The 25034-nt window shown below is 61.8% G+C and carries 15 protein-coding genes; 3 read left to right on the top strand and 12 right to left on the bottom strand.

Going from position 1 to position 25034, the window contains the following annotated elements:
* Positions 1-144 precede the first annotated feature (144 nt).
* The 7 genes from KGJ62_14610 to KGJ62_14580 form a co-directional block, all read right to left on the bottom strand.
* Entirely contained in the window at positions 145-816 is a 672-nt protein-coding gene (locus KGJ62_14610) for an OmpH family outer membrane protein (protein ID MDE2127810.1), read from the bottom strand.
* A 136-nt stretch (positions 817-952) separates the two neighbouring features.
* Positions 953-3043, bottom strand: coding sequence for a BamA/TamA family outer membrane protein (locus KGJ62_14605; GenBank protein ID MDE2127809.1), 2091 nt, complete (start codon positions 3041-3043; stop codon positions 953-955).
* Positions 3044-3137: 94 nt separating this feature from the next.
* Positions 3138-3800 carry a sigma-70 family RNA polymerase sigma factor gene (locus KGJ62_14600; protein MDE2127808.1) on the bottom strand — a complete coding sequence of 221 codons (663 nt, stop codon included), beginning with the start codon at positions 3798-3800 and terminating at the stop codon, positions 3138-3140.
* A 174-nt stretch (positions 3801-3974) separates the two neighbouring features.
* Positions 3975-8918: a translocation/assembly module TamB domain-containing protein gene (locus tag KGJ62_14595; GenBank protein ID MDE2127807.1), complete on the bottom strand. Its 4944-nt coding sequence runs from the start codon at positions 8916-8918 to the stop codon at positions 3975-3977.
* A gap of 27 nt (positions 8919-8945) precedes the next feature.
* Complete coding sequence (gene lipA / locus KGJ62_14590; GenBank protein MDE2127806.1) at positions 8946-9845, bottom strand: lipoyl synthase; 900 nt, start codon at positions 9843-9845, stop codon at positions 8946-8948.
* On the bottom strand, positions 9842-11524 hold the full coding sequence (locus tag KGJ62_14585; GenBank protein MDE2127805.1) for a CTP synthase: 1683 nt from the start codon (positions 11522-11524) through the stop codon (positions 9842-9844). The genes lipA and KGJ62_14585 overlap by 4 nt, the downstream gene beginning before the upstream one ends.
* Positions 11521-11757 carry a hypothetical protein gene (locus KGJ62_14580; protein ID MDE2127804.1) on the bottom strand — a complete coding sequence of 79 codons (237 nt, stop codon included), beginning with the start codon at positions 11755-11757 and terminating at the stop codon, positions 11521-11523. Before KGJ62_14580 ends, KGJ62_14585 begins: the two co-directional genes overlap by 4 nt.
* 238 nt (positions 11758-11995) lie before the next feature.
* Here KGJ62_14580 and KGJ62_14575 point away from each other — a divergent pair, with 238 nt between their 5' ends.
* From KGJ62_14575 to KGJ62_14565, 3 genes are all read left to right on the top strand, one after another.
* Entirely contained in the window at positions 11996-13765 is a 1770-nt protein-coding gene (locus tag KGJ62_14575; protein ID MDE2127803.1) for a C39 family peptidase, read from the top strand.
* 174 nt (positions 13766-13939) lie between these two features.
* On the top strand, positions 13940-18523 hold the full coding sequence (locus KGJ62_14570) for a hypothetical protein (GenBank protein MDE2127802.1): 4584 nt from the start codon (positions 13940-13942) through the stop codon (positions 18521-18523).
* Positions 18524-18599: 76 nt separating this feature from the next.
* Entirely contained in the window at positions 18600-18863 is a 264-nt protein-coding gene (locus KGJ62_14565) for a hypothetical protein (GenBank protein ID MDE2127801.1), read from the top strand.
* On the opposite strand, the gene KGJ62_14560 is transcribed toward KGJ62_14565, so the two are convergent.
* The 5 genes from KGJ62_14560 to KGJ62_14540 form a co-directional block, all read right to left on the bottom strand.
* On the bottom strand, positions 18836-19900 hold the full coding sequence (locus KGJ62_14560) for a Cj0069 family protein (GenBank protein ID MDE2127800.1): 1065 nt from the start codon (positions 19898-19900) through the stop codon (positions 18836-18838). The genes KGJ62_14565 and KGJ62_14560 overlap by 28 nt on opposite strands.
* A gap of 28 nt (positions 19901-19928) precedes the next feature.
* A complete protein-coding gene (gene nth, locus KGJ62_14555; GenBank protein MDE2127799.1) occupies positions 19929-20594 on the bottom strand; it encodes an endonuclease III in 666 nt (221 codons plus the stop codon).
* The gene (locus KGJ62_14550; protein ID MDE2127798.1) at positions 20591-23092 is read right to left on the bottom strand and encodes a prolyl oligopeptidase family serine peptidase; all 2502 of its coding nucleotides are present in this window, start codon (positions 23090-23092) and stop codon (positions 20591-20593) included. Before KGJ62_14550 ends, nth begins: the two co-directional genes overlap by 4 nt.
* Positions 23089-24330, bottom strand: a complete 1242-nt coding sequence (locus KGJ62_14545) for an MFS transporter (GenBank protein MDE2127797.1) — start codon at positions 24328-24330, stop codon at positions 23089-23091. Before KGJ62_14545 ends, KGJ62_14550 begins: the two co-directional genes overlap by 4 nt.
* A 488-nt stretch (positions 24331-24818) precedes the next feature.
* A partial coding sequence (locus KGJ62_14540) for a hypothetical protein (GenBank protein ID MDE2127796.1) occupies positions 24819-25034 on the bottom strand: 216 nt, incomplete at its 5' end.

The following is a 25034-nucleotide window of genomic DNA, read 5'->3' as shown; positions in this document are numbered from 1 at the left end:
AACCGGTTGCGCTGGCGGTGTGGCCTGGCGGGCGCAGCCGGCCAGGATGAGTGCGACCAGTAGTGGGTACGCGAGTGCGTACCGTGCCCTACGCGGGACAAGCGGCCAATTGGCTAAACAGCCGGTGGGCATTTTTGCGCCGTGCTATTTGTTGAGTGAGGCGACGACCGTGTCCGTCAGGTCGGTATCGGTATAGTACGCCACTTCGCTGCTGAGCACCAGGTTGTAACCTTTGTCCTTAGCCACCTTGCTAATTGCATCGGTAACATCTTGTACGGCTTTGGTCCGCAGCGTATTGAGTTCCGTCTGAAGCTCGTCCTCGTCGTTCGTCTTGCTCTGGTTGACGCGGGTTTCGGTATCGCTGGCACGCCGCATCAGCTCGGTCATGCGATCCTTATCCTGCTGCGTGAGATTGCCGGCCTGTTTGGACTGCAGGGCTGTATACTCGTTAATGAGCCCCTTACTTTTTGTCAACAGCCTCTGCTCCTGCGCCTTCTGATCGGCAGAGGCGCCGGCCGCACTTTGATCGGCAGCCACCAACTGGGCCAGAGCGTCCTGATCGCCTGCAGCGAGCAGATTGTTTTGGCCCCAGGCACGTAACGTGGCGACTTCCACGTCGTACTTCTTCTGAATCGCCGCTGTTCCAGTAACCGCGAATTTGTACTGCGACATAACGGCGCTGACATCCACACGTGCGATCTTCAGGCCGGTTGTCGTCTTGGCCTGCTCGCTGCGGGCGCCAACCATCGACATCACGATGCACATTACGATGGCCGCAAGCACGATGGCATTCAGCGACAGCCTGGGACTAGTCATACGGAGGTTCCTTTCACGGCCGATGCATGCGTATTATAGCAGACCGACCCGACGCCGACTACGCGCGAGGCTCGGCGTGCGTAGTCGCGCAATTTCACAGGCGATACCGGCGGGTTGCTCGCGAGATAGCCGCCTGTCAGAACACATTTCCAATGCTGAAATGGGTGCGTCCGCCTTCATCGCCGAATCCGAAATCGAGGCGAACCGGACCTAACGGGGTGCCGACGCGGACGCCAAAGCCAATTGCCGGATGCAGCTTGAACTGGCCCTGCGCGAACCCCGAGAGATTTACGTTGGCATACTGGCCACCCCAGGCATCACCAACGTCAAAAAAGAGCACGCCCTTTAGGCGCCGGGCGATTGGCTGTCGAAACTCCACCGAGCCCAGCACCATGTTGGTGCCCCAGAACCGGTCCTCACGGTAGCCGCGCAAGCTGTCGGCGCCGCCGAGAAAGTACTGCTCAAAAAACGGCAGCTTGCCGGCGGCCGTGCCGGCCAGCATCCGCACGGCGATGGCCGACTTATCCTCCTCGGGCTTGTTTGCTGGGCGCGGCCCGGTCAGGCTGAAGTATTCGCGCTGATCCAGACTGAGTTTCACAAAGTTGACGTCACCGAAAACACCGTTTGTGATGATGGGGTTCACTGGAGAGAGACGCGCATGTCCAAACTCCAGGCTCGCAGTCTGGTACTCACCCTCTACCGGATCCAGATCCAGGTCACGCGTGTTGTGGATTATGGAACCCGCCAACGAGTAGATAGGCCCGTTCTGGACGATGTCGGCGTTGATCGGCGAGAGACTGAGCGCGTCGGTGCGCACGTTTTCGCCGCGCACCGTAACGGCGGCGCGATAGTCGGAATGGAAGGGACGACTTACGGTTATGGTGCTGCCCAGTCGCTGCTCGTTGTAGTGGTCGGAGGTTGAAAGAGAGCCGCTTGGCGCAGGCAGCGCGTTCTGGATCGTGTTGGCAAATCGGTACACCGTACGATCGTAAACCTGAACGTTTAGTGAAGTGTGCCGCTTATCGATCCACGGTTCGGTGAAGCCAAGCTCCACACTGCTCTTGTTGGAAATGCCGCCGGTATCCCAACGTAGACTGACGGCCTCACCCAGACCCCGGAAGTTGTTTTCAGCCAGTTCTGCAAAGCCGATGAGCTGCGATCTGCTGCTGTAACCAACGCCGACGTTCACGGTACCGGTCCGCTTCTCGTGAACGCTTAACGCCACGCCCACGCGACCCGGCCCGAGGTTGCGCACCGCCGGAATGACGTCGTCAAAAAGGTCGAGGTTCAGCAGCCGCGCATGGTCGCGGTCCAACGTGAACTGATTGAAGTAGTCGCCCTGCTTCGTGTGCATCTCGCGCGTGATCACTCTGCTGCGCGTCTTGTGGTTGCCTGTGATCTTGATTTCCGCAACGCGAGCAACGACGAGGGATACATTGAGGATACTGGGGTTTTTGGGGTCTGGCCCGGTATCCTGCGCCGGCGCCATCAGGTATCCGCGCTTGTTATAGAGGTCCTGTATATCCTGCAGGTCGCGGCCGAGTTGATCCTCACTATAAACCGCTCCGTGAGTGAGGTCAATGTGCAGTAGGGACCGGACTTCCTCCGGCTTGATCGGTCCGGAACCGGTGATGTTCACCGCCTTTATGGTCGGGTTCTCATCCACTTCAATGAGGACCTTGCAGAAACCGTTCGGGGGGTTGTTCTCCTGTGACGACACTTTGACTGCATCGGCCGGATCGGCGCTGTGGAAACCAAAGAAGCCGGTACGGTAGATGTTGGTCTGCATCTCGCTCAGCGTCTCATCGGTGCACGGATCGCCGACCTTATGTCCGCTGGCAGCGATGATGAATGCACTGGAGAGTGTTTTGTTACCGGTTACGTCGATTTCGCCGATTTTGGGCGTCGCGCCGGCTTGCGGCACGGTCGGAAGCGATGTTTGTGGCGCCGCCGGTGGTGGGGTATCGGGTTTCGCCGGGCTCGGTGGCTTGGCAGGGTTTTGTACCAACGCCCCTTGCGGAGCCGGCTGCGTCGCTTTGCTGAACTGCTTCCAAGACCATGCGGGGCCCAGCGGCGCCGCCGTGGGTTTGGCGCCGGGCGAATGCTTGTGCGAGACTGGATGTGTTGGCGAAGCGGTTGCGGCCGCGCCGACCGACAGCAGCAGCGCGGCTACCGGCAGAACAACCGTGGAGGAAGCGGCTGCGCTCCGTTTGCTGAACCAGTTCATGCGGTCGGTATCTCCCGTGGCGCGCTTCCGCGCGCCTAATCAATAAGAGTCTGAGCAGTTCGGGAGCAGCCGGGCTCTGCGCCCCTGGAAGCGGCTAACTGCGGTAGTAGGAAGTCAGCTCGCGTCGGAGCATTGCACGGGCGCGTGAAATGCGGGTTTTGACGTTTTCGAGCGTAAGGCCGGTTGCCTCCACGATGTCGGCGTAGGTCATATCCTGGAATTCGCGGAGTACGATGACCTCGCGGTACTCGGGCGGAAGCGTGTCGATGGCCGCCATAATCTGCGCATTGAGTTCCTTGCGCGCGAGCACGGTATGCGGCGCCTGTCGGCTGTCGGGAACGTCACGCGTGACTTCTCCGGATGAATCGGCCTGTGCGGGTTGGTCCAGCGATTCGATTCGCATCAGTCGGTGCCGGTCACGCTGGCGCAGGCGATTGATACAGAGATTGCGGGCTATTTGGTAAAGCCAGGTAAACACCCTGGCCTCACCACGGAACCTGTCATAGTGCCGGTAGGCGCTTATGAACGTATCCTGCGTCAGGTCACATGCGTCTTCGTAGTCACCCACCATCCTGAAGATGATGTTGAATATACGGCGTTCATATTTGCTGACCAGTTCATCAAATTGTAGACCGGCATCCACATCGATGCCGGCCGCGCGCGCTGCCGTCTCGGCACTTCGACGCGCCGCTACGGCCTGCGCCAAAGCGCCTGCCAGCGTGGTATGCACCGGTACCGATCGAACGCCATCCGCCATGGTTACACCTTACCCCGGACGCACCAGTTCGCGCAACTGCACGATAATCCGTTTGCGGCTTTCCGCCTTCCACAGCGCCGGGCCGGTCTTGTTGCTGATTTCGACGCTCGGTCGCCGGGTTTGTTACGCTATACCGGCAGCCACCACCCCGGTGAGAACTCTTCCACTGCAGTTTCAGAACTTCCAGATTCCTTCTACCAGCAGTTTGTCGGTACGTTGGTCGTCCGTCTCCCACGACAGTTGCAGATCGTTTCTCAACTTCATACTGACCTTGAGATCGTAGTAGTTGCGCGTAGCCGTAAGACTGCGCATGTAGTTCGCATAAAATGGCCCGAACAGCCGTCGGCTGGCCGTAAAGCTGAGTTGCTCGATCGGATCGTAATTGAGTTCGAGCTGTTGAAAACCAAGTTGCTTGGCCGGCTTGTCGAACAGGCTCGGCAGCACCGATCCCTGAAATACGTTAAGCACCTCTGCGGCCAGCGCATCGCCAGGCGCACGCGAGAGACTGTTGAGCGAGTTGATACCAGTAAACACGCCGGCCAGTTTGGATGCAAGGTTCGCCTGGCCGATCGCCAGGTCTGGTGGATCGGTTCGAAGCGCCAACTGCATCAGCGGTGCGCCGGTCAGACGGTTGGACGCCTCGCCCGTCAGCGGCCCCTTGGCGGTAACGAACACGTGGTACCTCTTGTTGACGCCACTGATAGAAGAAGCTGTGATGAAGGTATCGGCAGTGAGATTGACGTTGATTCCGAGTTGCTTATCCTGCGGATCTGCCGATGCGTACACGGGATAGGTAATGTCCACCAGGCCCGGCGGGTCCACCGTGAACCGTGCCGTCGGCAGCGTAAACTTGCCCGATGTGATCCGCAGCCGGCCGTTTACGCGGGGATCCCTCGGCGTGCCAACCAACATCAGCGCGCCGGTAACCTTAGCAGCCAGCGCCATGCCCGACATGCTGACATTGTTACCCACGTTCAGCGTTACATCACGAAACGCAGGTATTGCGGGTAACAACGTCGCGGCGGAACTCAAAGATCCAAAGTCGGAGGGCAGCACGATCTGCCCGTCGTGCACCGAAATGCTGCCGCTGATCACCGGCTTACGCGCTGATCCTGTCACGTCGAGCGCAATCTGAGCCAACCCCTTGGCGGCTCCGCTGTTCAATCCGGGTAGTACCGGCTCATCGAAGAACAGATTGGTGGCGCGAAGCTGTAGCCCAGATACCGGATGCGCCTCCTTGGTGAAGCCCAACGGCAGGGAGCCGGTAAGGGTGAGGTGTGAGGGTTGCGCCGAAGGCACGGGTTTACCCCGCCAGATCACCTGCGTATCCGCCGATGTTACCACCTGGATGTGATCCTGCTCGAACGATACCACACCGTTTAGATTCTTCAAGCCCGTTGCGAGCGGCCCGATGCGGAAGTTTGGAGAGTGAATGTCCATCTCGCCGGTCAGCTCAGGCTGAGCCCGCGTACCGGCTAACTGGGCGTGAGCTTCCGCGGTACCGGTCGTGTCGTGCAATCCGGTGATACCAAATGCCTGAAGGATCTGAAGGCTCTGCTGCGGGAAGTCGGCAGTGATCTTTAGTGGTGCGTCCGGCGCTACCCACGGAGCCTGCCAGTTGAAACCCACGGAGCCGCGAAGGCGGAGGACGTAGTGCGCGGGCGTCGGCTGTTCGGTGCCGAGTTTAGAGAGGGTGATGTCGTCCGCCACGATGCCGCCATCGGCAACGTGGATATGCCCGATGTCGGCGTTATCCAACTGCCAGGTGCGTCCAGAGCTTGGTGTAACCATTGCAAGGTGTGAAAGCGCGGCTGAAATATCGAGCACCGGCGATTTCGTTGTGCCACTGGCGCTTATGCCGACAAGATCGGCAGTTCCACGAATGCGCAGTGAAGAAGGCAGCGGGTTGGTAGCGGCCTGAAGGGCGCCGAGGTCAACGTGGTATGCGTCAATATCGGCATTCAAGCTGCCACCGAACTCCACAGCCACACTCTTCGCCTGAAGGAGTTCCGGCGCGGTGGTACCCGAAACGGGCCCGGCAAACCGTATAAGGTCAGTCGGATCGCCCGGCGAAGGGCTGAGAAACGCCGTGCGGGTGATCTCGGCGCTGCCGGTGGCGGCTGCGAACGGCTGACCAAACGCAAGCAAGTTGGCAACATTCCAGCGCACATTGGCCACTGGATTGGTAATGCTGCCCGAAACGGCCACCTGCCCGTTGATGCTTCCTGTAACCTCATTCAGGAGCGAAACCACCCGTTTCCCGGTGGATGTTGCGCCAAATGCCGACGCTGCCAGCGCTTTGCGGATACGTGATACCGGCGTGTGCGATATGATCACCGGTTTGGCCGCCGACAAGCTTCCGGTCGCGGTATTCCAGGCGACATTCGTCGCCGTAATCCGGCTGGTGGAATCCGACGGATCGGTAAGTGCAGCTGATGCCATGGTAACGTTTGCACCATCCCAGCTGCCGGCCAGAGAGAGGTCGCCGATGGCGATTCCATTTACGGCGAGCCCGGCAGCCGCAACGCTGCCCGATGCACTAACCGGATGGCTTATCTGGTCACGCACCGCCAACTGCGCACTCAGAATGCCGGAAAGTGCTGGACGGTTGTTCGCAGGCAGCGCGTTGGCAAGAGAATCGAGGTTGATATCGGTGACGGCAATTGCTGTGCTCAACTGTTGCTCGTTCGACAGTCCGCCATGAAGTCGAATCGACCCTGAGGCGAGCTTGAGCAGCCCGTCCCAACTCCACGCACCATCCTGGTACATAATGCCGGCCGTGGCTATGTCGAGCGGAAGATCGTTGAGCCGGGCATCGCGCACGGTGAGCTCGGCGGGCGCAGCCAATCGAAGGTGATTTATTGGGCCCAGCACATGGATGCCGCTCGCATCCGCTTCTCCCGCAAGTTGTACGTCTGCCGGCATGGCAATACCGGCCGTACGAAGCAACTCGCCTACGTCAAAGCCCCGCGCGTTTGCGCTGGCGTCCAGGGATGCCGTAGCGGCGAACGGGTTGGTGACGACAGCGCTGAACACAAGGTCGCCCGGATAACGCTCAGCATCACCTCCGGTGAGTGTGATCGCACGGCGTGTTACGTTGAAGGCAGTAGCGACGCGATCGATGTTGATATGCGTCGCCCGTGTTTGCACACCAAAGGCAACCACCTTGCCCGTCGCCTGGAGGTTTTGGAACGGCCCATCGATGCGGCTCCGTAGGTAGGCGAATCCGCTGATTGGCGGAGCAAAGGTCTCGTGCTTCAGGGAAACGGGTTGCGCAACGGCGAGGTGGCTTACCGCTGCCAGATTGAGTTCATCGGAGTTGACTGTGAGGTCCAGCAGCTTGCGCTTAAGATCCACAGTCCCTGCAGCAATCACCACGCCCTTAGGATCGTCGGCTCGCAGTCGCTGTATTGCAATAACACGCCCGTTGGACGTGGCTCTGGCAAACAGGCTCCGCAGCGCAATTCCGTTGTAATGGACGGCGGCTGCATGCGCGCGCGCCACTATGGACGGCGTGCGTCCGGATTGCCCCGTCATTGCCGCATCGATGTCTCCGACGCCGGAGAGCGAGCCGGAAACAGGAATCCCAAGTGCGCCGAGGCTAAGGCTGGAGCCATGCGCTTCCATCGTGAACCGCCCCGGCGAGCGTGTTTCCACGCGCAGCCGCACCGCGGCCGGACCACCCGCATACTGGCCATGCATGTCGGCTGCAAGCTCTCCGCCCTGCAGGGCCAGCGCCAACTTGACCGACTTCGCGTTCCACTTCCGCACGTGAACAACCTGCAGGTTGCTGTCGGCGGCCAGTGTGAGGTTTGTAACGGGTCCCTGAAGACGCCACTGCACCGAGCCGGCGGCGTGCGAATCGCCCAGCCACTGGCGCACCACCGGCGAAACCTTGCGGTAAAACGGCGCAGTTCGAATGGCGCCGGCGATGCGGGCCAGGTGGAAGCCATCGAGCGTGCCGGCAAGCGCCAGTTGCGCCGGCGCGCCATTCCGACTGCCCTGATGGAAAAAAGCACCGCCGGTCGGCAAATAACTGCCGTGCAAGTGCACAACCGCACCGGCAACCGAGCCGGCCAGTACGCCGGACAGGAGCGAATTCACGAAGGTCACTGTGCCGCTGACGTGCGTGAACGGCGCGGCGATGCCGGCAGCGGTCAATGTTATGTCTTTGGGTGTGGCGTGCGCCGAGACCGATATCGCGGGAGTGAACCGTCCGTTCCGGCTGACCTGCTGCGTGTTCACCGCAACGTTAGCGTCGATATCGGCGGTGCCTTGCCGTATGTCGAACACGGATGGCTTCATGAACCTTCGGGTTTCGGGGCTGGCGGGCACGGCTGTGGCGACCAGCGACGCAGTGATCAGGTGCGCAGACGGAGCCGCAATACCGGTGGCATGCAGCGACTCGCAAACTCCCTTAACCGGCCCGATATCGGCGGCAAACCAGGCACCGGATCCGGGACGCAGATCGACAACGCCATTCACATGAGGAGCCGCTACATTGAACGGAGCCGGCACGCCGGTCTGGTTGTCTGGGCAGCGGTCGTCGCGATATACAACCGCTCCATCCACGATCAATACGCGGGCGGCGACCGGACGGCCCTGCGCGGCTTGCTTTTTGAACAGTCCGGAGAAGTTCCAGACGCCGGACGGGTTGCGGATGGCAACTACGCGAGGTCTGGTGATCGTCACCTGCTGGAGCCACGGAGTATTCAGGTCGGATGCTAGCAGTTGTGGCACTGAGAAGTCGAAATCGATACGGCCGGCGCCCACAAGAGGAAGCGCCGGAAAACCGGGACCCGAGGCGATGCTCAGCCCGGTAACCGCGGCGTGACCCGGCTGCCGCCAGTGCCCGGGGTTGAAGCTGACGTCGATGCGGCCGATGCGTACGGATCGGCCAAGTTGAACGCTTGCCTCCCGCGACGCGAGGTTCGCCAGGCGTGTCGGATTGGCTACATACCTCACCGCGTGAGAAAGTGCCGCGAGCCCGGCCAGGCCGACGAGACCGGGACCCAACACCATGGAAAGCAGCGTAGCGACGAGGCGTAAGCGGGCGAGATTACGCGGAGGCGGCGCGGTGCGCCTTCCGTGCAGTCGGACGCCCGTCCGGGCAATCATGATGTTGCGCAAGCCATCACACGGAGCCTAGGCCGCCTCGGGCTCGCCAACACGCGCGAGCCGGTCAGCAAGCAGTTTTTCCGAGAATGCCTTCGCGTTATATGAAGATCGCACAAATGGTCCGGACGCCACAAACAGAAAGCCCAACTCCTCGCCGATTCGCTCGTATTCCTTGAACTCTGCCGGCGTAATCCATGCCGCCACGGGTAGGTGACCTGCTACTGTGGGCCGCAGGTACTGCCCAATGGTAACCGCGCTGACGCCGACCTGCCGCAAATCGCGGAGCGTCTGGACCACTTCGTCGTGAGTTTCTCCCAACCCGAGCATAATGCCAGACTTTGTGTAGATCGTGGGGTCCATGTTTCGGACCGCGCTCAACACGTCCAAAGTGCGCCGGTACTTTGCCTGCGGGCGTACCGTTGGTGAAAGCCTTTCCACCGTTTCGATGTTGTGGTTATAGATATCGGGGTGGGCGTCCACAACGCGCCGAATGCACCAGCGCTTCCCCTTGAAGTCGGGCGTGAGCACCTCAACGATGACGCCCGGGATCTCGCTGCGCAGTGCCGTGATCGTCTCCGCAAACTGCGATGACCCTTCATCCGGCAACTCATCACGCGCCACGCTGGTGACCACGACGTGCCGCAAACCCATCGTCCTCGCCGTCTCTGCAACACGACGCGGTTCGTCCGCATCCAGCTCCAGCGGCCGCCCAACTTTGATGGCGCAGAAGCCGCAGTTTCTGGTACAGATGTCGCCCAGAATCATAAACGTAGCGGTGCTGTGCGACCAGCATTCGCCGAGATTAGGGCAGCGAGCGCTCTCACAGACCGTGTGCAGCCGCGCGTCGCGGAGCATCGTATTTACCAGCTCTACCGTCTGGGGGCTCGGAACACGCTTGGTGAGCCAGGGTGGCAGCGTGGCGTTCATACGTTGCTTACACCATCTGCGGGGGCTGCAGCCGTGTGCGTCCTGCCGGCGTCTCCAGCGGCCTCGCGTTCGGCACGGTCTAGCGCTGCCTTGACCAGGCCGACGAATAGTGGGTGCGGCAGATCGGGCCGCGACTGAAACTCCGGGTGGAATTGGCAGCCGATAAAGAAGGGGTGGCCGGGGATCTCCACGATCTCAACAAACTTGCCGTCCGGTGATGTCCCGCTACAGTCCATGCCGGCACCTATAAGCCGTGCGCGATAGTCGTTGTTCACTTCGTACCGATGGCGGTGGCGCTCGCGGATCGTCTCCACGCCGTAGAGCCTTGACGCCAGCGAATTCGCCGCCAGTTGACACTCGCGGCTTCCGAGCCGCATTGTGCCGCCACGATTCCCGCGTAGCCGCTGCTCCGGCATGATATGAACTACCGGGTTCGGAGTGGCCGGGTCAACCTCGCCCGACTCGGCATCTGGGATTCCCGCCACGTTGCGGGCGAACTCCACGACAGCCATCTGCATGCCAAGGCATATGCCAAGAAACGGCAGACCGGTAACCCGCGCGTGCTGCACCGCGTGAAGTTTGCCCTCGATACCGTCCACGCCGAACCCGGGCGCTACGACCATGGCGTTGGCGCCATTAACGGCCTTTGCGATATCGCTCGACCGAAGTCCGCGGCTGTTGACCCACGTGATCATCACGTTGCAATCGGCTGCTGCTGCTGCGTGGTGCAGAGCCTCACGAATTGAGATGTATGCATCGCTGTTGTCCACATACTTCCCAACCACTGCAACGTGTACGCGGCGCGTGTTGCTGGTGATGCGGCGAACGATCCGCTGCCAGGCATCCAGGTCCGGCGGGTCGCAACGAAGGCCGAACCGTTTAACGATCTGTTCGGCCACTCCGGCGACTTCCAGTTTAAGTGGTACATCGTATACCGTGCTCGTATCCACGGATGGAATGACGGCACAAACCGGTACATCGCAAAAAAGGGAGATCTTGCGCAGCATATCGTCGGACATTTGCCGTTTTGAGCGGCAGATCAACATATCGGGATGGATACCGATCTCGCGCAGCTTGATAACGCTATGTTGCGTCGGCTTGGTCTTCTGCTCATCCCACGGTCCGACACCCGGTACCAGCGTAACGTGAATGTACATCACATTGCGCAGTCCCACATCCGCACGCATCTGGCGGATAGCCTCCAAAAACGGCAGGCCCTCAATGTCTCCGACCGTCCCGCCGACCTCGGCCACCACCACATCCACCTTACGCTCGTTCTTGCCCGTTTTTGCCACAAGCCGGATCCGATCCTTGATGGCGTTTGTTACGTGCGGGATCGTTTGCACGGTGGCCCCATCGTAATCGCCTCGGCGCTCTGCCGCGATTACATCGCGGTAGACGCTACCGGTCGTTACGCTGGAATGCCGGGTAAGCGCAATGTTGGTGAAGCGCTCATAATGGCCAAGATCCAGATCGGTAACGGCGCCATCGTCCGTTACAAATGCTTCACCATGCTGAAATGGATTCATGGTGTCGGCATCCACATTGATATATGGATCCAGCTTTTGCAGCCGGACGTTCAAACCGCGACTGCGCAACAGCCGTCCAATGCTGGCGGTGGCAATTCCCTTGCCGAGGCTGCTTACAACGCCACCCGTAACAAAGATGAACCTGGTCATTTCTGCGTCTCGCCATCCGGCGCCTGCGGCGCACCAAACGTCACCTCTTCAAACGCTATCTTCCGCTCGCGCAGCATCGGCAGGATTTTGGCCTCCACCACATAGAGGTCCTGCGGTAGTACCTGCAGCTTACCGCCGGTGAGCTGCATCAGCACGGCGAAGCCGCCCATGGTATCTGGTGGAAGAATCCGCACTCTGGCCTCACCCTTTTTAAGCTGGTCGAAGATCGGCATCGTGAGCCTCCGCGCGCGGATACGGCAGGAAACGCGAAAAGCGCAACGCGGAGGATCCACGTTGCGCCCATCAAGGATTATACCGTCCATTTCCAATAATCTGCGGCAACGACGGCTACGGCAGATTGAACGCGGCTTGGGCGCCGGTTCAGAATACGAACCGGACACGGAAATGCCGCCACTTTTGCGGCATTATAATGGTTTCATGTGCATTATCGCTCCAACAGTGGTGCCGCCGTTGCAGCACACAATTGCCGTAATAGCTCATCGTGGCGCCAGCTCCCTGGCGCCGGAGAACACGCTGCCGGGAATCGCTTCCGCAATCCGCGCGAAGGCCGATTACGTTGAGATCGATGTCCGCGAAACGCGTGACGGACATCTGATCGCGATGCACGACCGCACCGTGGATCGAACGACCTCGGGAAGCGGCGCCGTCGCCGACCTGACCCTGGATGAGATCACCCGGATGGATGCCGGCTCGAAGTTTTGCGCAAGGTTCGCGGCCGCGCGAGTTCCAACGCTGGAGCAGTGCGTTGCGAAAGCTGCCGGACGCATCAATCTCTATATCGATCACAAAGCCGGCTCGGCCACGGCGATTCTGGCGATATTGAAACGGTTTGGCATGGAGCGGCGGACGGTGGTATGGGGCGGCCGGCAGACCCTCGCAGGGTGGCGCGAACTGGATCCTGAGATTCCAGTGATGCCAAGCGTCCCGCCAGATGAACGGACGGGACCGGGTTTGCGCGCGCTTCAGAGTGAGACAGGCGCACGGCTGTTCGACGGTTCCGTTGGTGACTGGACCGTGGAACTCGTCGACGAGTCTCACGCACTGGGTGCGGCTGTGTATATGGATTGCCTCGGCCCGGATGATACTCCGGACGGATGGCGACGGGCGCTGGCTCTTGGCGCCGACGGAATTCAGACCGACCATCCGGCAGCGCTCCGGCGGATGCTGAAACGCAGCGTAGTCACCAGCGCATCGCCACGCGCTTGCCTCGGCAGCCAGTTCGTGGGTTTTTCAACATTTCGATCCTTTGTACACCTGCGTGAACCGGGCGTTATGTGGCTGACATCGCCCGTGATCCATGGCGACTGTGTTGCCAATTTGGCCGTAGCATCCTGGAATGCCGACACGCCACCCGGCACATGGCTGGAAGTCAACGCCCGCGCATGGCTTGGCGACCGATGGACAGGCTACTACAGCATGGGTCGGTGGTCTTCCGATCCAAACATGCCGCGGAGCAGCGTGGACGGTCAGCGGGACGCAGACGGCAGCGTGGCTACAGATACGCTTTCGCTGACGAGTGGGTCAAGCCGCTGGCAGCTGCGTATTGCGCTGCATGCGCCTCCTGCCGGCCAGACGCCAACGTTGCGATACCTGGGCCTTTCTCTCTGCGATGCCAGCGCACCGCGCGACATGTTGCCCGCCAACCGTGAAGCCTGGGGTAAGGAGATTGCCGTACCCAGCAAGAGCCAGCTCGATTGGCAGGGAGCCAGCGGCTGGTGCAGCCCGACCAGTGCGGCTATGGACATGGCGTTTTGGGCCAAACGACTCAATCGACCGAACATGGACGTGCCGGTGCCGCAGGCCGCGGCAGCGATCTTTGATCCGATCTACAACGGTACCGGCAATTGGCCGTTCAATACGGCATGGGCCGGCCGCTGGCGTGGAATGCGCGCCTACGTGACGCGCTTCAATTCAGTGTGTGAGCTCGAGGACTGGACGTACGTGGGTATCCCGGTGGTGGTCTCCGTATCTTACGACCTGCTTCGCGGTAAAGCCGTCGATAACGATCCCGGGCACCTTTTGGTATGCGACGGATTCACGGCGGCCGGCGACATCGTGCTGAACGATCCGGCATACCACGCCGCCGAGTCGGCCACCGCACGGCGGGTCTATCCCCGTGAGGCGTTTATCCGGGCATGGGCTCGATCGCACGGCATTGTTTACCTCATCTATCCCACCGGATGGCACATTCCACCCAATACGCACGGCCATTGGGAGTAGGCGACCGGCGGTACCACTGCTTCCGGGCGTGAACGACTTGTAGCGCGCATCCGCCTTTCCAGCTCTTTGCACGCCGCGAGCCGCCCGGCGCGCCTGTTTACTTTCTCTCTCTGGTAACCCACGCGTTGGGCTCGCCGTCGAACTACCGGCTTGAACGGCTTGAGGGAGGCATCTATGAACCGATTTCAGCGCCTGGTGGTGTTCGCAGTATCGTCGGCGGCGGCGTTCACGCCGTTCGGAGCGGCCTCCGGGCAGACCCGGAACATGGACGCTGGTAGGATCGAGACACGAATACTTGGCCAGCGCACGTGGCTGCCAGGCTCAACCGCAGCGATTCGGGTGCTCGTCACGGACCATCAGACCGGTTTGCCATTAGCCGCCGATGTCTCGGCCGAGTTGCGGGTCGGCGCCGCCGGCGCCAGCGGCATCCCACTATTCTCCGCCCATTCCGATAGCGCCGGAACCGTGGCTGCGCAGTTTCGCGTACCGCGCACAACCGTAACCCACGCCAGCCTGGTTGTCGAGGCGGCTACCGTGGAGGGCCGCGACCATTTGACTGAGCCGATATCGCTGAGCCCACAGGTGCGCCTGCTCCTGACCAGCGACAAGCCGCTCTACCAGCCCGGACAGCTGATCCATCTACGAGCGATGGCGATTGACCAGGCGACGGGAAGGCCGCAGACCGGCGACGGCATCGCATTCCTGGTGGAGGACGGTCGCGGGAACAAGGTCTTTCGCAAGACGGCAGCTCTCTCCCGCTTTGGAATCGCCGGCACGGATTTTCAGCTTGCCGACGAGGTGAACCTCGGTTCCTACCGCGTGACGGCTGACACCCCGGGAGGCTCGGCCACGATCAACGTGCGCGTAGAACGTTACACGCTGCCGAAATTCAAGATCGAGATCAAACCGTTGATGCCGTGGTATCTGCCGGGCCAGACCGTTACGGGCACGCTATCCGCGCGTTACTTCTTCGGTAAGCCCGTCGCCGGCGCCAAGGTCTCACTGGATTATCAGACATTCGACGTAGGCGCGCAGACGCTTGGCACGCAAGAGTTGACCACCGGCGCCGACGGCACGTGCGGATTCCTACTGCGCCTGCCCGATACGCTGTTCGGCCAGCAATTCTCCAACGGCAATGGAAACCTTGAGATCGGCGCCGACGTGGTGGACAGCGCCGGCCACCTCCAGCGGGCTGCGATCGATGTTGTTGTCGCGCGGTCAGCTATCTCCGTCGTTGCGGTACCGGAGGACGGCGCGCTCCAATCCGGACTGCCGAACAAGATCTATCTCTCGGTGGCCACACCCGATGGAAAGGCGCTGCCTGGCGTGCGACTTTCTGTCCGTCCGGCCGATAGCACGGAAATCTGTCGAGGAACGACCGACCGACTGGGAATCGCAGAGATAACTCTCACGCCTGGCTCCGGCAGCACGACTCTTGCAGTTTTCGCGGTGGACGCCGGCGGTCGCCGGTCGGAGACTACGGTCCCACTCAGTGCGCACGATGGTGGATTGCTGCTTGAGTGCAGCAACCCGATGGTGAAGGCGGGTCAGATTCTGCACTTTCGGGCTTTGGCGAGCGCGTCCACAGGCACCATCTATCTGGACGCGATCCTGAATGGGCATACCGTTCTCACCGAGGATAGTCCGCTGCGGTCTGGTCGCGCAGACTTCAACATTCCGGCAACGGCGGCGATGGTTGGCACCGTTCAATTCAGCGCGTTCCGTATCCTGACAAACGAGAACATCGTTCGCGATACTCGCACTACAGTTGTGATGCCGGCCACCGGGCTGCAGGTACGAATATCCGGCGCGGAAGCTGAATTCAAGCCGGGCGGAACTGCACTCCTCAGGTTTCGCGTCACGGATGGCTCGGGCAATCCAGCCCCGTCGGCGCTCGGGCTTTCGATGGTGGATGAAAGCGTGCTCTCTCTGTCTGCCGAGCATGCCGGACTAGCGCGCGTCTATTATGCGCTGGAGAGCTCGTTGATGCGGCCGCGATACGAGATCCACGGGATATCGCCGCCGATGCTCGTCAGTCCGGGACCTATCCGGTTCGGCTCGCCCGAGCAGGAGCGCGCTGCAGCGCTGGTTCTGGCAGCTGCGGACGGGCCACCCGACATGTCGCTGAACGAGGACTCCTGGCTGACGCGCTGGTCCGCGATCAGGAGGGCTGCCATCGCCGTCCTGGAAAAGGCACAGGCTCGCGTCAACCGGGCGCTTTCGAACTACCGCCTGCAGCATGGCGAATCGCTGAGGATGAGCGATGCACTGGATGTGCTGATTCACCATGGCTACCTGCTGTTGGCCGACGTGGTAGATCCGTGGGGAACGCAGTACCGCCCGGAGTGGCCGGGGCAAAGCGCTGACTACTGCATCCTCAAAAGCGCGGGACCGGACCGCCGCTGGGGCACTGCTGACGACCTAGACGGCGAGGCGGAACCCGTCGGCGGCTTCTTCGGCGGCGCCGGCGGTTTCCGTGGCGGGCCCGGTGGTCTCGGCGGCGCGGTGGAACTGCCCGCCGGAGTCAACCGGCGGGAAATCCGCGAGGAAATGGCGGTGCCAACGAACACCCCAGCGGATGCCATCGGTTCCAATGGATTGGCCGCGGCCAAAGGCTCTCTGCAGCAGGAGGCCGGCGGTGGCCCCGCGCCGCGCCTGAGATCGTGGTTTCCGGAGACCCTGCTTTGGCAGCCGCAATTGATCACGGACGACAGTGGCTACGCTGTTCAGCGATTGACCATGGCCGACTCCATCACCACGTGGCAACTGAACTTGGAGGCGATCGACCTACAGGGCAACTTTGGTTCCGCGGTCACGCCGGTGCGCGTGTTTCAGCCGTTCTTCGTGGATGTGGACGTGCCGCTGGAACTGACGCAGCACGACCAGATCACCCTTCCAGTTGCGATCTACAACTATCTCACCACCGCCCAGACGATCCGTGTCTCAATGCAGCCGGCGGCATGGTTTGCGCTCACCGGCGCCGACACGCGGCAGGTGACGGTGGCGGCCGGCGAAGTGACGTCGGTCTCTTTCACGATCACGGCCCTGACGCCCGGCAGCCATCACATCACCGTATCGGCTGTAAGTCCCAGGCACTCCGACGCCGTGCGGCGTACGGTGGCTGTAACTGCCGATGGCCGTCCGATGGAGAGCATCATCAACCACCGTGTTACGGCGTCATGGCATCAGACGATCGTGATCCCGACGCAGGCGATCGACGGCGCCAGCTCCATTCAGGTGAAGCTCTATCCCGGTGCGCTCAGCCAGGCTCTCGACGGCCTCGACGGTCTTCTGCGAATGCCTTACGGCTGCTTCGAGCAGACCAGTTCCACCACGTACCCGAACGTGCTGGTCCTGAACTACCTGAAGGCGACGCACCGCGATAATCCAGCGATCCGAATGAAGGCCGAAGCGCTTGTGAATATCGGATATCAGCGTCTGCTTACCTTCGAGTGCCGAGGCGGCGGCTTTTCCTGGTTCGGGCAGGAGCCGGCAAATCAGGTACTGACGGCTTATGGCCTTTTGGAGTTCTCAGATATGGCGCGCGCCGCGAGCGTTGATCCTGCGCTGATCTCGCGAACTCAGGAGTGGCTGGCCGGCCGGCAGCGGCAGAACGGCTCCTGGCTGGAAGATACCGGCGGAATTGCCGAGGGCATCATCAACCGCCAGACCGGAGCGCTGCGCACAACCGCGTACGTGGATTGGGCGCTCGTTGAGTCGGGCTATACCGGCTCGGTAACGGCCCGAGGCGCGGACTACGTCCGGCGCCATCTCTCTGAGGCAAAGGACGCCTACACCCTGGCGTTAATCCTGAACCTGCTGGTCGATCTTGAGCCGCACGGCGCCGCCACCGGAGCGACGGCAAACCGGCTGATCGGCATGGCGCGATCCGACGGCAGCGATCTGTGGTGGCCAACGGGCACGGAACAGATGACATTTACCGGCGCCACAGGCGGCAGCGCAGACGCGGAAACCGTCGGTTTGGCCACTATCGCGCTTGAAAAGTGGGGCGAGAATGTCTCGGTGGTTCAGAAGTCGCTGGCATGGCTGGCGGCACAGCGCGGTGGTGATGGCGCCTGGGGCACCACGCAGGCGACGGTTTGGGCGCTCAGGGCGCTGCTCTACGACAGTGAACATGGCGCCGGCAACAGCAGCGGAGTGGTAACCGTGACGGCCGACGGCGCCACCGCGGCGACGTGGCAGCTAACTCAGGAGAACGGCGATGTAATGCGGACGGTGACCCTGAAGAAGCGCGTGCACGCCGGCACAAATAGCATAGACGTGGAGTACTCCGGCACGGGAGCGCCGGCGTTACAGGTGGTAGCGCGCTGGTACCAGCGATGGGGCGCGGTCCCGGTTCGGCCGCTGCGACGCGCGCCGCTGAGCCTGCACGTTTCGTGGGATCGCATGCAGCTCCGTACGAATAGCATCGCCGGGCTGGAGGTGACGGTCCACAACAATACCTCCGGAGTGGTGCAGATGCCGCTCATTGACATCGGCACGCCGCCGGGCTTTGATGTGATTCCGGATCAGCTTGACGCGGCCGTGAAGGCGGGCCGGTTGAGCAAGTTCACCATTGCGGGCCGGCAGGTGACGCTCTATCTGACGCAACTGCTGCCGCACCAAACGATGGTGTTCCAGTGGCAGGTTCGAGCGCGATTTCCGCTGCGCGCGCAGATGCCGGATAGCCGGGTCTACCCGTACTACAATCCGCGGCAGGTGTACGATGTCGCGCCGGTGCTGATCGAGGTGCGGTAAGAGCGTGGAACGGAGACAGGACCCGAACCACCAACGGCCGATCCTTCGGCCGTGCTCGGATTGACTACGCCGGGAAGTGAACGACGGTACGGAACGTGGAACTTATCGCGACGCATACGCCGCTGCTTTCGGCTGGCGGGGTAAAAGGCAGCCCGGCACGGACGAGAACGTCACGTTTCGTGTCTCACTTATGCGGGCAGCGCAGGCGCCGGAATCTGCCGGATCGGTCGGATCGGATGATGCCGATGCCGGACGGCGGATTCTGCTCCGCGACAAGGATGCCAGCGCTCCAGCAGCGGCGCCTGGCGCCGGTCAGTTTGCCTGTCGCGGCCGTGATTGAATCCATTGGCTCACGCGCTCGGCAAGCGGCTGAACGGCCGAATCGGGATATGGGTAGACCGAACTTACATTGATTTCGCAGAGGACGTAGGTATCCTCGCCGTCGGTGGTTTTGGGTCCGTACAACAGATCGGCATCCCAGATCATGGGTAGTGCTCCGCGATCCACTCCAGTTGTACGGCACATCGCGTCAAGCCAATCCTCCTCCATCTTCCTTCGAACAGGCTCAAACTGAGGCGCATCCGGTGGGTGGTAGAGTCGCGGGCCCGGTTGCGGCGCTTGCTCAGGCGGTACGCCGGGCGGCGCGGGGAACAGAGCGTTTACAGCCTGATGGCCGAATCCCACCACAGCGTCCTGGACCATATAACAGCGAACCATTCCGTCCACCAACCGTTCCTGATATGCCTGGTCGATTACTTGCCCATGCTGCCCAAAGTACGGCTCGAGACGCTGCATAAACTGTCCTATGGATTCCACCGTCTCTATGCTTCCACGCTGGGCGTGTCGAACTCGGACCAGAGCGTGGTCATCCGTTACGCGCTCTGCCTTCCACACACCGCTGCCGCCATTGCCACGGAGCTGCTTGAGAACCCGGGCCGAGCCGGCCGCCAGACGTTCCGGCAGCTGTTCCAGCAACTGCCGGTGCGAAGTATAGAGATGCGTGTCGCTGCCCCAACTCATGCTGCGCGTGGTGACCAACACCTCCTTGGTACCCATCTTCAGGATCGTATCGGGATGGGCGCTGACGCCGATGCCGTCATCCGCGGCCCCGCGCAGCAGCGCATCCAACACGCTGCGGTCGCGATCCTGCTCGATCGGGTTCACCCACACCAATACGGCATCCAGACCGCGCAGATCCTCACGGGCTTCGTCGGCAAAATCGTTGTTAAATACAACAGGAACGGGCTCAAGCCCGCTATGGCGAAGGGCGTTTGCCATCGGCTCAAACCGGCCGGCAGCCAGCGATGCTGTTTGGCGCGCTTCACGGTCACCGTGCCACATCAGCCCAACGCGCCGAAACCGTTCGTCGTTTCGCATAGATTCGCTCGATGCCCCCAGAGATCGACTACGGGCGCGCCGTGCTGGGCGTAGCTAAGCGCTTGCGGCCTTCGGGGCACAACTCATTTACCGGACATTCGGCGCACCGCGGTTTGCGCGCCGGGCACAGGTCACGGCCATGCCAGATCAGCACCGTGCCCATCTGCGTCCACCGCTCCCGTGGAAACAGCGCCATCAACTCCTGCTCAATCTTCGCCGGGTGGCTTTGCTTCGTCCAGCCGAGGCGGCGGCTGATGCGACGGACGTGCGTATCCACCACCACGCCTGCACCACCAAATGCCACGCCGATTATCACATTAGCAGTCTTGCGCCCTACGCCGCGCAGCGAGGTCAACTCCGGAAGCGTTTCAGGAACCTTGCCGCCGAACCGGTCGACAAGGTCCTGGCTCATGGCGATGATGCTCTTCGCCTTCTGGCGGAAAAAGCCGGTAGAGCGGATGATCGCCTCCACATCCTCGGCCTTCGCGGCACCAAGGGCAGCCGCGGTTGCGTACTTTGCAAATAGCGCCGGCGTAACCATGTTCACCCGGACGTCCGTGCACTGTGCGCTGAGAATGGTGGCCGTAAGGAGCTGCCATGGATCGCGGTGCTGAAGTGCGCAGGAAGCCTCAGGGTAGCGTGCCTCCAGCAGATCCAGCACCGCAGCCGCAGCCTCCCGCTTGCACCTGGTCACCGTGCTCCGGCTAAGGCTTGGCCGCCCCACGCCGCATCACCGGGGCTCCACTGCCAGCGATTGTTGAAGTATCCCGCACCTAAAACGCCCGACACACCCTGCGTAAGCACCGTCGGATCGAGAACGATCCAGTCCGGATATGCAACCCCGGAGATAAAGACCGGCAGCCGATCCGTCAGCCGCATCCCGGTGAGATCGGTACCGCCGACCACCCCGACATCGGCCACCGCGCTGCCCGGCCTTGGCTGAACAAAGAGGACTGCGAGTCCGGCGCCATTGAGAGTCTTGCCCCCGACGTTTACCGCTCCTTCACTAACCTGAAGCGGGCTGCTGCCAAGCAGTGCCGGCCAAGCGCGGTTGGTGGATGAGTTGCCGTAGAGGATAATCGAGCGCTGTGGTTGAGCGGTTGCGTTGAACGCGGTATCAGCAACCACGTCGACGCTGCCGTTTCCACGATACCAGAAGGTCTCGGCATCAAATCGGGCCCGGCCGTATGCCCACCGGTTCTCCGAAGGTGTACCGCCGGTACCGTAGACGAACTCCATGTCGTTCTTGAATGCGTCCTTGAACGGACCGCTGCGCAGCGGGTTCTTCTCACCGGCCGGCACCGGGGCGCTCACCGACCACCTGCCGGCTCGCCGCTCCAGGTCGAGAGCGCCCGTCCGCGGCCAGGGAATCGCCTTGAGCGTCTGGCCATCCAGCACCACCTTCAATGTGGCGGCAGGCTGCCAGCAGTTCACCTTGAGCTGCATGTGACGGACGTTTACGGTGGTACCCGTAAAGCGGTAGAGGCCAGGATCGTAGTGGATGGTCACTTTGCTCACCGCGTACGGGTGAATCTGCTGGATGATTCCCAGCCAGTGCCGCCACGCGGTGATGCCCGGGTTTACGGTAACCAGTTCCACTTCCCGCGTCTGCCCATCTTCCGGGCGACGGTGGCGGGCAAAGAAATCCCAGAGCTGCATCAGGTCCACGCAGTCGGTTCCAGGCTCATCCGATGCGTCCCACCAGTGTGAGGCGCCGGGCTGCTCGTAGAAGACCCAGTCATGATGAAACGTCGCCAGAACGTGAGTCATATGAATGGCTTCGGTAACCGGCACATTGTCATCCTTTGAACCGTGGATGATAAAAACGCCCATGTCCTTGTAGTTGTGAACCAGCAGTGAAGTGTCACTATCGTTCCATGCGCGGTTGAGCATGTCGCCTACGGCACTCGCCGGATATGGCGGCACGGCATTGGCTACGTACGTGCGGAAGCTCAGCCAGCCTGCACTGGGGCAGATCGCAGCGAACGGATCCGGGTCGTTGGCGCCGATCGTCCAGGCACCGTGGCCGCCCATCGAGTGGCCGGAAAGGAAGATCCGCGTGGGATCCGGCTTGAGGCTTTTTTCGGCGAGCGCAAGCACCTCCTCGGCATCCAGTCGTCCCCAGTCCTCCCAATCGAAGCCAAAAGGACGTCGGTTTGTTGGCGCCACGATGTCGATCCATGTTTTCGGCTCATATGAGGCCGCCTGACCGAGCGCCTCCACACCGGCGCCGTGCAGCGACAGATCCAGTGCGCGCGGCGCGTGATCTCCCGGCAGCGGATGCGCCGGCTGAATGGCGTAGTACTGTACGCTGCCGTCAATTCCGGAGACAAAGGTGATTTTATGAAGCTGGTCCCTCAGCGTTCGGTTGATCGTGATCTTCGCGGTTGACAGCGTGTGGCCGCCGCGCATCAGGCGCACGGTCACGGCCACGGGCGGTCCGGCGGACGAGGGCGGCGAGGGCAGGCGAAAGCCCACCTTCCGAACGGTGAGCCGCCCTATTTCCGGAACGGCGGTCTCTACACTGCCTGCCCCGTCACGCGCTGCGCGGATACGCAGACCACTGGCCGCACTCGCCGTGGCGTTTTCCACCTCCAGCGCCGCCCATGGTTTCCGCCGAGCGCCGATTACATAGTCCGGCGTTGTGATGTCTCCGGTATCCAGCATCTGCGGAGCGGTCGGCGCCGTGAGGCTCATCTGCAGGCCGCTTCCGGCGGTGGCAAAGAGGAAGTCGTTCCGGCCCGCGCGCAGGCGAACCGGCAGGTGCAGGTATCCGCTGCCGTACGGATCACCGGCTCGCGGCTGACCATTCACATAGACCATTCCGTAGTGCGAGGCGTTCAATAGCATCACCGTGTCGGATGGTGAGTTCACCTCGATGTCGGCATATCCGCTGCCCAGCCCCGGCGCGGTGAACGAGCCATTCTTCGCAGCGTTCAGCAACGTCCAGGTTCGTACCTTACCATCCGGAAGCGTTACCGTGTCGCCAGAGTGAGGTGGCTTCCAGGTTCCCGCCACAATCTCCGCCTCAACGGCATCCTGATGAACCGGTATCCGGCCGTAGCGGCCCACCCGGCTGATCACCATCGCCACATTCGGCACTATCAGTCCGGGCTGCAGCCGGTGCATGCGATGCCCGCTTCCGATCGTGCCAATCAACGCCGCCGGCAGTACCCAGCAATAAACTCTCATCTATTCAAACTCCCGTAATCATATTTCACCGTGAGCGCCAGCGCTCCTCCAAAGAAGAGTGCGGCTGCCAGCGCCAGCAGCCCACGCCCACCTGCAGCCCCGCCCAGCGCGCCGACCACTTGTGGACCAAAGAAACCGCCGAGGTTCCCGATGCAGTTGATTGCGGCCACTCCGGCGGCGCGCGTCTCGCGTACCATACGGGCAGTAGCCAGCGCCCAGAACGGGCCCATGATGCCGTTCGTTCCGGCCAGCGCCAGGCAGAGCCACAGCAGCCCATACGCGGGATAGCAGAAGGCGCCTGCCAACCCGATCGCTCCAGCGGCCGCGGAGAAAAAGATGTGGCAGCTCCGTTCACCGGTACGGTCCGAGTGGAATCCCATAATCAGCATAGCAGCGGTGGCTGCCAGGTAGGGAAGCGCGGTCGTGCAGCCGGTTGCCAGGTTGCTCAGGTGGCCGGCCGCTTTGATGATGATTGGCAGCCAGAGCTGCACCCCGTATCCAGCGAGCGTCACGGTGAAGTAGACGCAGGTCAGAAGCCAAACCACGGGCATACGCAGCGCGGCCACCGACTGCCGCAGCGAGCAGTCTATCGCACGGTCATCGCCCTTCAGCCGCTCCTTGACGCGCTGCCGCTCAGGGTCGCTGAGCCACGGCGCGGTTTCCGGGCCATCCGGCAGCCACCGCAATACGAAGGCGTCCAGAAGGAGGGCCGGCGCGCCTTCCCCCAGGAACAGCAGCTGCCAACCTGCCATCCCCATCCACCGGTGCACGTGCAGCAGAATGCCGGAGACCGGGCTGCCAACAACGCCGGCCAGCGTGCTGGCGGTCATAAAAAGGGCGACCAGTCGCGCGCGCTCCTCAGCCCGGTACCACCATGTGAGGTAGAGAATGATGCCGGGGAAGAAGCCTGCCTCCGCAACACCGAGCAGAAACCGGAGCGTACAGAACATGGCAGGTGAGCGTGTCAGAGCCATTGCCATGCTCACAAGACCCCAGCTGAAGATGATCCGGGCAATCCAACGGCGAGCTCCAACCCGCTGCAGAATCAGGTTGCTCGGTATCTCGAACAGGAAGTAGCCGATGAAGAAAATGCCGGCGCCGAATGCGTACACACCCGCGGAAAGGCCCAGCGCGGCCCCCATTGTGAGCTGCGCAAAGCCCACATTGACCCGGTCGATGTAGGCAACGATGTAGACCACAAACAGCAGCGGGACCAGCCGCCCAGTGACGCGGCGCATCAACTCCCGGTCCGGGGGCGCTTCCGCGTTCAACCGGTCGGCGCCGCGCGGCGATGTGTTAAAGTCTCGTCGCACAGCGGCATTATAGTCACCGGCGCCGCCGACGTCAACGCAGTGAGATTGCCATAATCCTCCAGCTACGCTGTCGGCTGTCGCGACACGCGCGTTCCTGGTCGCCGTTTTCTCGGACGGGCTTCTGCAGCCGGTGTCAGGTGCCGTCTAGCGGTCGAAATATCGTGGGCTAGGGTCCGGTGTTGGCGCTTGTCCAGTCCATCTGGCGCTAGATGGCGCTGTTTGCGTTGCGACTGTATACGCCTCACGTGAAAATGCGCTCCGAATCTCGCGTCGAGTTCAGTTGTCGGCTACTCTGAGACGCGCCGGCGTCTTGTGTGGTTGCTAGGTCATGTGTTGCGCAACCGCCCTTTCTCTGATGACTGCGACCAGCTGCGCAACACGGATCCCAATGTCGGAATCGCTACACGCAGCCTCTACGGTACCCAGATCGTCACCGGGTTAGCATTTTCCGTCGTGGCGGGGTCGCCCGGCATAACGGCAGGGCTACCCGTGCCCTTCGGGGGGCCAAAGGCCGTTCCATACAAAGCTTCCCTTGGGTACGTGACCACCGTGTACGTTCCAGGTACGAGGTCCGGACTGTATTCTGTGATACTTTGCGAAGTTCCGGGCGCGACGTCAACGACGGACAA

The sequence above is a fragment of the Armatimonadota bacterium genome, assembly GCA_028871815.1.
Taxonomy (GTDB): domain Bacteria; phylum Armatimonadota; class Chthonomonadetes; order Chthonomonadales; family Chthonomonadaceae; genus REEB205.
Note: the sequence above shows the minus strand (reverse complement) of the source record. Positions and strands in the feature narration are given on the sequence as shown.